The organism is Mycobacteriales bacterium (assembly GCA_030697205.1).
GTDB lineage: Bacteria > Actinomycetota > Actinomycetes > Mycobacteriales > SCTD01 > JAUYQP01.
The window spans coordinates 34,897-45,914 of sequence record JAUYQP010000044.1 but is presented as its reverse complement, the minus strand read 5'-3'; the positions used below and the strand labels follow the sequence as shown (position 1 = coordinate 45,914).

1 protein-coding gene is annotated in these 11,018 nt (G+C 72.9%); it reads right to left on the bottom strand.

The window, feature by feature from the left end; all coding sequences use genetic code 11:
* Positions 1-179: 179 nt before the first annotated feature.
* Positions 180-10,865: a hypothetical protein gene (locus Q8R60_14150; protein MDP3713613.1), complete on the bottom strand. Its 10,686-nt coding sequence runs from the start codon at positions 10,863-10,865 to the stop codon at positions 180-182.
* Positions 10,866-11,018: the final 153 nt, after the last annotated feature.

The following is an 11,018-nucleotide window of genomic DNA, read 5'->3' as shown; positions in this document are numbered from 1 at the left end:
GCCGGCATCGTCGTCGACCGCGTCCACGACTCCAACGTCGCCCGGTCTTGCTCCGTCAGTTCCACCACAGCAGTAGATGGCATGAGCCATCGTGACTGCCAACGCCGGCTATGTAAAGGAACTAATGCCGCACGACACTAGGCGAGCCCTCCCGCTCTCGATCCTATGCGGGTCGCCGCTCAGCAGCCGAGGTTGTTGCCCGGGTGCGCGGCGTGCGTCGGGCTGTTGTTGCCCGACAGCGGGATCGCGAGCTGCCGGGTGCCGTCGGTGCCCGACGCACCGTCGGCGCGAGCCAGCTCCTGCAGCGCCCTGACCGTCGACGGGCTAGGCACGCGCAGGACGTAGCCGCGGCCGTAAGCGCCCTCGCAGACGAAGAAGACGTTGTAGGCGCCGTTCCAGTCGACGAGCCGGTCGCCGGGCACGGGTCCAGCACCGCCGACGTCGGCCTGGAGGGCGTCCGGCCCGTCACCGCCGAAGACGACGTCGGACCCGTTGACCGTCGCCGCCACCAGGTCGGTGTCCGCGACAGGCGCGAGCGCGGCCCATCCGGGCGAGCCCACCAAGGGGCTGCCCTTCCACCAGGTGCCGATCGGCCAGCCGTCGCGCGTCGCCGTCCTGCTCTTGCCCTGACCGGCCGCCATCGCCTTCAGGTCGACGAGGTCGTCGCCGAAGCCGGCGTAGACCCGGTCGTCGCCGAGGCCGCCCCAGACGACGTCCGAGCCGTCACCGCCGAAGACGAGGTCGCTGCCGTCGCCGCCGTTGACGAGGTCGTCGCCCAGACCGGCGAAGACCCAGTCACGGCCGGTGCCGCCGAGCACGACGTCCCGGTCGCCGCCCAGGGCGTCGAGGACCTCGACGTCGTAGCCGAACGACTCCTCGAGGACGGCGACGGAGAAGGCACCGTCGGAGGTCGTGACCCGTCGCGCACCGCCGAGCTCTGCGGGAGTGACCCTCCGCAGCCGGCCGTGGTCACCCACGAGGGCGTTGCGGCCGCCGGCAGCGTCGAACCAGTCAGCGCCGCCACCACCGAAGGCCACGTCGTCACCGGCACCGACCGAGATCCAGTTGCGGACGGGCGCGGCCAGCCCGTGGTCCTTCGCACCGGCCACGTCGACGCGTGCGACCGCGCACGCCTCCGCGGTGGGCTGCGCCGTGCACGTCTCGACCGTGCGGGGAGCCGTCGCGACCCGGGACACCAGGTCCATCCGGTCTGGCACTCCCAGGACGCCGGTCAGCGACCCGTCGGCGCCGCGGTAGTCGACGTGGCCCCAGTCGCCGAAGACCAGGTCGTCTCCGGCCCCGCCCTGCAGGCGGTCGGCACCGTCACCGCCGAAGGCGGTGAAGCCGAGCACCGAGCCTGCGCCGAGCAGGCTGTCGTCGCCCTGCTCGAGGTTGACCACGAGGACGCCCTGGTCGGCGCCGAGGCCCACGGTCACCACGTCGTTGCCTGCCCCCGTGTTGAGGGTGCTGGTCGTGCGGACCGCACCGGTCCCGCTGCGGCCCTCCCAGGCCAGGACCGCCCGGTCCGCACCGTCACGCCGCGCGCCGGTGAGGGAGACGGTGTCCGCCTGCGCACCGAGCCACGTCGTGACGCCCTGCGCAAAGCTGCCCTCGGTCGCGGTGTAGGTCACCACACCCAGGCCCGTGACGGCGAGGCTCCGGTCCGTCGCCGTGGCGGTCCGCCCGACCGTGCTGTCCCTGTCGCTGACCATGAGCAGGTTCTCGCCGCCGGCAGCGTCCAGGTCGACGCCGCCCCGGATGTCGTCGAGGGTCCCGCGCAGCAGGCCGGGGACGGGCGCACCCAGCACTCGGGGCTCCGCGCTGCTGACGAAGACGCGGTCGTCGGCAGCCGAGGTCCGGAGCTCGGTCGAACCGGCCAGGGTGCCGCGCACGTTGACGTCGTCCGCCGCCGTCCCCGTCTTGATCCGCAGGACGTCGACCGAGGCGTCGTGGCGGACCGGCGCCGCCATCTCGAGGCCTGTCACCTCGGCGAGGTCGGCCATCGTCAGGACGCCACCCCACGAGCGCGGCCGGGCCGTGCGCAGGTCGACATCGGCCCGCACGGGCACGGTGCGGGACCCGGAGTCGACCTCGACGACGTCGACGCCGTCACCGCCGTAGACCTCGAGCGGCGCAGTCACGCCGACCGCGGTCCCGCTGCCTGCGCGGACGGTGCCGCCACCTCCGTCGGTCCAGACCCAGGTCGGGCCGTCGACGGCGTCGAGCTGCACCCGGTCTGCCCCACCACCGGTGTGGACCTCGGTGCGACCCTCGCGGGCAGTGGCGGCGTAGGGCGCCTCTGCCGGCAGGGAGTACGCCGCATGAGTGCCGACCGCCTCCAGCACGTCGGCGCCCGAGCCGAGGACGACCCGCAGCCGGTCGAGGCCGCGCAGGCCGATGCCGCCCTGCACGATGTAGCTGCGCGGACTCCCGTCAGGGCCGAGCTCGGCGAGCGCGAAGGTCTCCGGAGCGGCGTCGGTCAGGCCCGCGATGCGGATGCCAGCGGTCGGTCCGGTGCCCTCCCGCCTGATCGTCCCGGACTGACCCGCTGTCATGGCCGAGCCGTCGACGTAGGCCGTGTGCTTCGCGGTCTTGTCCACCGCGTCGCCGGGAATCAGCGCGTCGACCGGGCTGTAGGCCACGTCGCCGGCGAGCAGCAGCGGCTCGGGGAAGGCGAGGTCGACCGAGGCAAGAGCGCGCTCCGCCGCGGGCGACAGGTTGCGCAGGTCGGCGACGACCTCGACCGTCCCGTCGACCTTGCTCAGGTCACCGGCATCACCGACGACGTAGGACGATCCGTCCTCACCGCCGATGAGGTAGGTCTCCGAGCCGCTCGGGGCGCCGCGGACCCAGAAGACGTCGTTGCCCTGCAGCCCGTAGAGCACGTAGCGCTGGACGTTGGTCGCCGCGCTGTCGATGGCGCACGCGCCACTCGCCGACACGGGTGCTCCACGGTCGGGCTGGCGGGGCAGCGCTCGGAGGCCAGGTGTCCCGGCCAGTCCGCCTGCCGCGATCGCCGCCTCGTCGAGAGTCGAGGAGCGGGTCAGCCGAGGGTCGAGGGCGGAGACACCGGGGGCCGTGCTGCTCGGCACGCAGACTGAGACGCCGGTCGGCGTGACCGTGAAGCCGTCCTGCAGCTCGGTGCCGATGGCCACGAAGGTGTTGAAGCCCGCGCCGCCGTCGACGGCCACCTCGTTGTTCGCGACGTACTCGAAGTCGTACTTGAAGGTGTCGTTGCCGTCGCCGCCGGTCGCCTTGATGGAGCCGTTGGAGATGAAGGAGCGCAGCGTGAAGGTGTTGTCCCCGCCGCCGCCCTCGAGGGTCAGCGTGTCCCTGTTGCTGTAGACGGTGAACTCGTCGTTGGCGTCGCCGCCCGTGACGGTCGTCGGGTGGCTGATGCCGTAGGACAGCCAGCCCCGGATCGACTCGCGGTAGCGGAACTGGTCGTCGCCCCAGGGGCCCTCGGTGAGCGAGCCGACCGGGCTGGACGGCGAGGTCGGGGTCCGCACTGCCGCCACCCCCGCTGCGGTGGCCGGGGTGATGGTGTCGGCGTTCCAGCCGAAGATCTGCCCGACCTGGAAGTGGCTGCCGACCGTGCCGGAGCCGCGGCCGCCCTGGATGGTCGTGGCGGTGGCGACGTCGTCGAGCGACACGTCGTCCTCGCCGGCGACGCCGTCGACCAGCAGGCCCTTGAAGGAGCTGTCGTAGAAGACCAGCTGCGTCGCGCTGGCCGTACCGGTGTAGGAGTGCGACACCGGCACCGGGCCGCCCGGGGCCTGGGATGGCGCGGTGGGCGACAGGGCCTTCGTGTTGGCTGCGTCGCGGCTCAGCACGGCGACGACGCCCTCGTCGGCCTTGGAGGCCGCACCGCCACGGTCAGGTCCGGTGATGGCCTGCCCCTTGACGCGGGCCCGCAGCAGGATCTTGTCGGTCCCGGTCGTCCCCTGGACCACCAGTGTGTCGGCCTTGGCGCCGTCGTCGGCGCCGTAGTCGTGGGCGCGCACGGTGCGGTCGTTGCCGTTGGTCTCGACGGTGACGATGTCTGTGCCGGGGCCGCCGTCGACGTACATCCCGACGGGGCCGTCGAGGACCCTGAAGTCGTCGGCGCCCGTCGACCCGAGCAGCCGGGCCATCGAGGTCGGGTCGCTGGTCTCGATCACGCCTGCCGAGGAGGTGAAGCGGCCGCCGAGGCCGTCGACCACACCGGTCACGCCCGCGCTCGAGGTCCCGAGGTCGAGCACCATCGAGGTGCCCTCGTGCTCGATGCGGTCGTTGCCGTAGCCACCTGGAGCGGGCTGGTAGACGACGGCCGACGGGCCACCGCGGACCAGGTCGTCGCCGCTGCCGAGGACGACCACGTTGCAGCCGGTCGCGCAGCTGCCGAGCCCGTTGCCCGAGGTGACGTCGCGCGGGCCCGTCCCGTCGGCACCGATGACGACGGTGTCGTTGCCGGCGCGGGTCTCGATGCGGTCGGTCCCTGTGCCGCCGTCGAGCAGGTCGTCGCCGCCACCGCCCTTGAGCGTGTCGTTGCCGGCACCCCCGAAGACGTTGGCCGGGGTGGTGACGTCGGTGGAGATGGTGACGGTGTCGGCGCCCGGACCGAGGTCGGCGTAGATCTCCTCGACCGCGTCGACCGCGAACAGCATCGCGTCATAGGTCGAGCCCGCCAGGCCCGCGGCGCCGCTGACCCTGAGGTACTGCGTGCCCCTCTTCCCCTCGGACCCCGTCGTGTCGGTCCAGAGGTCAACCGTGAAGCCCTCGTCGGCGATGGTCCTGCCGTCGAGCCGGTCAGCGGCGTAGGGACCGGCGTTGAGGATGAGCCGGCGCTCCTCCAGCTGCGCCACCCGAGGCGCCTCAGGGCAGGTGATGGACTCGTCGACGAGCACCCAGTCCTGCGCCCACGAGCCGCTCCACACCTTGATGCCCGCGACCGTGGCGGAGCCACCGAAGGCCAGGCCGGCCTCGAGCTGGACCGTCGGCCGGAAGATGCAGAAGGCGTCGGCGAGGCTCGCCTCCGGGCCGTCGATGCGGTGTCCCTTGATGACGCGTGCCATCTCGTCGACGTGGAACATCCCGTCGCCGCGGCCCGCCTCCGGGATCGCGGGCGACTCGTCGTAGAGGTCGAGGCCGCCCTCGAGCCGGACGTAGCCCGACCCGCTGAAGGTGGCCTCGGCGATGCCGAGCACCGCGAAGCGGCCGTCGACCCGGGCGGAGACGCGCCCGCCCAGAGCGATCAGCGGCAGGTCGCGCTCTCCGTCGTAGGCGTCGACGAGGTAGAGGCCGTTGACGGGGTTGCCACTGGTGAGGCCGTGCGAGCTGTAGCCGACACCGACGCGCAGGACGACGCCGACCGCTCCCTCCAGACCGACGGACAGCTCGGCCTCGAGGAAGGCGACGTCGAGCTTGAACAGCGTGCGGGAGAACTTGATGCTCAGCCCGAAGTCGACCGGCGGAGGGGCGATCTCGATGAAGCTGACCGGGTCGACCTCGCCGCCGAAGAGCAGCGTCGCGGCCGACATCGGGTTGTCCAGGATCGGCATGCTGACGATCTGCCCGAACGACGGCCGCTTGGGCGGCGTGCCCGCGAAGGTCGTGGTCGCCGGCCCACCGGTGCTGACCCGCGGTGCGCCCGGCTTCGCCGGAACCTTGGGCGCGGGCGGCGTGAAGGTCTTCGACCCGCCCGCCGAGCTCGACAGGGTCCCGATCAGCTCGCGGATGAAGGCCAGCTCCGGGACGGCCCAGACCCCGCCCGTCTCCGGCTCGAAGAAGCCCGACTCCGCCTTCGGCAGGACGGTGTAGCCGCCCAGGTCGACGAAGGTGCCCTTGGCCATGGGCGTCGGGTCGTCCTTCAGGCTGGTGGCCACCTCGTCGAGGTCGAGCAGGAAGCCGAACAGCTTCCACGACGCGTCGCCGGACAGGGCGACGTCGAGCATCGAGCGGACCGTCTGGTCGACGACGGGGATCTCGGTGTTGAGCGCGTCGCGGACCGGCTTGGCCTGCGCGACCGGGTTGTACTTGTTGAGCTCCACCAGCGCGGGCTTGACCACGCCCTCGAGCAGGCCCGAGGCGTCGATGGCGACGAACGAGTCCTCGTCGGCCTTGCCGATCGAGAGGTTGGGCGAGGGCAGCTCGAGGCCCTTGGCGAGGACCGCGTCGACGGTCCAGTCGAAGTGGACCGGGAAGCGCAGGACGGGGACCTCCTTGGCGAGGTCGTCCGGTGTCTGGATGACGATCTTCGCCGTCGCCGCGACGCTGATGCGCGGCTCGAAGATGCTGTCGAGGGTGCGGCGGCGGCTGGTGATGTCGCTCAGCGTCAGCGCGCTCGGCATGTCCAGGGCGAAGCCGGCGGCGTTGGTGCCGTCCGGGCCGAGGGTGCCGGTCAGCCCGAGGTCGATCTCCTCCAGGGTGAAGACGGTGACGCCACCGACCTTGAGGCCCCTGCGGTCGGAGGCGCTGCCCGAGCCGCCTGCGGCGTCGAGCTCGGCGCGGCTGTGCTGCAGGGTCGCCTTGCCGTAGATCTCCAGCAGGCGCGTGGCCTCGTCCTCGCCGTCGAGGTCGAAGCCCTTGACGTAGAAGCCGTCAGCGAGACTGAGCCCGAGGGTCAGGCCGAGCCGGTAGCCGGCCGTGACCTCGAGGTTCGCGCGGGTGTCGAGCTCGAAGCCCGGCACGTCGAGCAGCTTGGGGGTGTCGAGCGTGCGGAGGTACTGCTGCTCGAGGGTGAGCCCCAGCTCGACGCGGGTGGCGTTGCCGATCTCCACCTCCTCGCCGTCGTCGTCGTAGAGGCGCAGCGCGATCTCGCAGGTCCCTGCAACGGCCAGCGGCGCGCACACCTCCTCCTGGAGGGTGTCGTTGATGCCGTCGACGAACGGCCCCTGCTCCTCCTCGACAGTGGCCCAGAGCTCGTCGACCGCCGTGGAGAACGCCTGCAGGTCCTTACCCACCTGCGAGAGCTTGGCGAGCTCGTCGCCGACCAGCGGCAGGCTCGTCGACAGCGCGTCACTGCTCGCCAGTGCCCGGCCGACGAAGCGGCTGGTCTGCGACGTCCCGCGCACCAGCGTCTCGAGGTCGAGCGTGAGGCCGGCGAGCTCCCAGTCGGCCGGGCTCTTGCCGGGGGCGAAGGTGCCCGTCCCGCCGTCGACCAGGTCGGCGAGGTCGGCGCTCCAGGCGAGCTCGAGCGGTCCGGCGGGGCCGCCGATGGCCGCGTCGACGGAGAGCGCTCCCCCCCAGGTGAGCGAGGAGCCGGCCCCGTCGACGAGCAGGTCGCTCAAGCGGCTCAGGGTGAGCCGACCGTCGGTGCCGAGCGCAGACAGCGCGACCGTCACCGAAGGCGTCGCCTCGACGCGACCGCTGACGTCGGTCGACAGCGGGCCGAACGTCACGTCGCCGGCCACGTCGGCCGAGACGGTCCCGGACAGCGTCGGGTCCGTGGCCTCGTCGACCGCGAGGAAGAGACGGTCGTCCAGCGGGTCGGTGGCCGCGCCGTCGAGCATCAGCCCCAGGGTCGGGGTGAAGCTCGCACTGCCCTGCGCGGTGAGCTGCGCGCCGCCGTCCGACGGCGCGATCCGGACGGGTAGGGGTCCGTCGTCGCCGAAGCCGACGTCGAAGCTGAAGGGGTACGACGCAGACTCCTCGACGCTGAGCGGCACGGCGACGAGAAGTGCGCGCTTGCCTGCGTAGGCCTGGATGTCGACGGTGACCAGCTCGGCCGGGAGGCCGGCGCTCACGAGGCCGGCGGCGAGGGCTGCCTGCAGGGCCGTGAGGCTCTGCGGGTCCAGGCCCTCTACGGTCTCGGCCAGAACGCGGAGCTTGGCGTCGAACGCGACCAGGTCCTGCACCGAGACCCCGACGAAGGGCAGCTCGAAGGCGGCGTCGCCGGTGCTCGTCACGCCGGCGAGGCGGTCGAGCAGGCCAGTGACCATCCGCACGACCTGGGCCGGCGTCGTGGAGCGCAGGCCCGTCCACTCGCCGAGGGAGTAGCACAGGCCGGTCTCGCCCGAGGTGAGGTCGGCGCAGCTGCCGTCCACCGTGATGGTCGTCGGCCGGACGAGGTCGGCCACGTCGCCCTGCAGCCGGAACTGCGCGGGCGCGGTCGGGAAGGCGAGCGCGTTGGCGAGCCGGAGGTCGACGGCCATCGAGCCGCCGAGCGAGGCGTCGACCAGCCCGGTCAGGGACGCCGGGCCGGTGGGCGGGGTCTCTGCCTTCGCCGCGTCCGCGGCCGAGGCCATCCCCGCGAGGGTCAGCGGCTTGCCCGTGGTGTTGGTAAGGGTGAGCGCCACCGTCGGCAAGACCGTGGCGCTGCCCGTCAGCCCGAGGTCGAGCAGGCCGAGCTGCGCCGTGCCGCCGAGCCCGGTGCCGGTGATGCCGACCGACGCTGCGGCCAGCGGCTCTGTGCCCAGCCCGGAGATGGAGAGGCGGTGGCCGATCGAGAGCGGCGCGCCGGGCGGCGGGACGTAGTAGACGAACGACGGCAGGGCCTCCCGCGCCGCTGTCGACGCGGCCAGCAGGTGTTGCTTGGCCAGGGCCGCGCACGCGGTCACGGGCACGGTCGGGGCGGCTGTCGTGCCGGCGAGCGACGGGTTGTCCGCGAGGAAGTCCGGCAGCGCGCGGGCGTGCTTGAGCCCGACTCCCCGACAGACCTCCTCGTCGGTGACGGTGTGAGCTGTGTCGGCGGCGTCGTCGACCCCGGGCAGCAGGACCTTGCCGCCGTCGGTCCACGCGAGCGTGTCGCACGCGGCGGTCGGCTCGCCGTCGCTCAGCACCTTGTTGGCCGAGGCGAAGGCCGTCGTGCTGTAGCCGGGCAGGATGCCGAGCGCGACCCCGCGGCACAGGTCGCCGGGGACGATCCAGTCGCGCGCCGGGTGGCCGGGGTCGACCACAGCCTGCGCCTCGGTGAGCCCGAGCGCCGTCTTGATCTCTTCCTTGGTCCGCAGGTCCATGCGGAGCTGGAAGGCGAGCGTCGCCGACGCGGTGCCCTTCCAGGTGCCGGCGCTCAACGTGGTGCTGATGCCCCCAAGCGGCCCGAGGTCGGCGGAGCGCGTCATGTCGTCGCCGACGGCGAGGTCGAGGGTCGGCCCGGCGTCGCCGGCAGCGACCCCCGTCGGGGTCGTGCAGGTGCCGGCGTCCTCGAAGAGCACCCGGCAGACCGACAGCCGCACGTCGTAGGTGATGGCGTCCGGGGTGACGGTCAGCCCCTCGAGCGCACCGGCTGTGCCGCAGGTCATGAGGCCGCTCCGGCACAGCGTGGCGACGAGGTCCTGCGCCGACGGGTCGCGCCGACCCGCCGTCGTGCCGTCGCCCTCGAGCTCCTCGATCAGCCCGGTGACCTCGGCCCCGACCTGGTCGGACAGCGCGAGGACGTCACCGACGGTCAGGCCGACGGCCGGCAGCTCGGTGCCGAAGCCCTCGACCCCGTCGAGCGAGCGCAGCCAGGACCCGACCCACTCCAGGCCCATGACGAAGGCGCGGGTGTCGAGCGTCGCGAACTGCGGCAGCTCGGCGGCCCGGAAGGCGGAGTCGCCTGTGACGACCGGTGTGGTCGTCGCGAGCAGGGCCAGGCTGGCCGCGGAGGTCTCGTCGGTGAGGGCGACCAGACCCGCGAGGTCCCAGGTCGCGGGGCTCCACTGCACGCCCAGCGGCGAGGTGCCGGTGGTGAGCGCGACGCGCGTCACGGCGGCTGCGCTGTCGTCGTAGGACACCGCGCTCAGGTCTAGGCGCAGGGAGCCGCTCACCGAGGATGTGGTGCTGCCGGTGCTGCCGGTGCTGCAGGACGTCGCGCAGACGACCTTGGCCGAGAGGGTGTCCACCACGACCGCCTGCTCGGGGGTCACCGTCACCATGCCGATGCGGGCGGTGCCCGGGAGGGTGAGGGAGCGCGGCTCCATGCTCAGGTCGATCGCCTTCAGCACCGGTCCCGTCGTCGCACCGGACGTGAGGGTCAGCGAGCCGCGCAGGTGCAGGTCGAAGGTCGTCGTGCCGTCCACGGCGTAGGGCAGCGCGGACACCGTCGTGAGCTGCGTGGAACTGCGCCGCCCGCTCGACTCCGACGGATCGAAGGCCATCGTGATGTCGGACCCGCTGAAGGTCACCGCACCGATGCCCGGGACCGCCGTGAGCGCGGCAGCCACACCGTCCTGCGTCGTGGCCTGCCCGGCGAGGGTGATCGCGTCCGCGAGCGTCGGGAGCAGGGCGGTCAGCGGTCGCGGCGTGGACGCCAGCCGCGCGGTCGCGGACAGCGGCGGCGGCTCGGTCGCTCCCGGCACCGCGTCCGGCACGACCACCGTCGACGGACCCGCCACCGGTGCGACGTTCTGGAACCACGTGCCGACGAAGGGCAACGGTCCGAAGGCCTTGCCGTCCACCTGCACCGCGCTCAGAGCGCTCAGGGGTCGCCGGGCGTCAGCCGCCGTGAGCGGCACGACCTTCGACAGCTCCGCGGACACCACCGCGCCGGTCGCGTCAACGGCCGTGCCGCCCGGGATGACGACCGCCGAGACGTTGGGGGTCACCTCCCCCGTCGGGACGGTCAGGACGTACGACGAGGAGCTGCCCGTCACCGCCGTCGGGGCCACGCGCCTCGCGCCTGTGCGGACCGACCACGCCGAGGGCGAGACGAGCGGGGTCGTGGTCGTGCCGGAGACCGAGGCGTGCAGCGGCTGCGAGAGCGCGACTGTCAGCGTCGTGTAGGTGGCCGAGGGGACGACCGAGGTCACGGTGGGTGGGTCAGGGGTGGGCGAGACGGCCAGGGCCATCACGGCACCGGTCACCAGCGCCGCACCGACGGTGCCGAGCAGGACGAGGCGACGGCGCGGGACACCCGGGCCCGTCCTGCCGTCGGGACCGCGCTGGCCTCGGCTGCCGAGCGTCATGACGTCTCCTCCCGGGCCGTCGCCCGCGCGTCGTGCGGCTCCGCCGGACACACGCGCGCCGGACGTCAACCAGGGCCCCGGGCCCGTGCCCTCACCGTGTCGCGCTGCCCTGCGGAGCGCCAGCGCCAGCGCCGAACACCATCACAATTGACC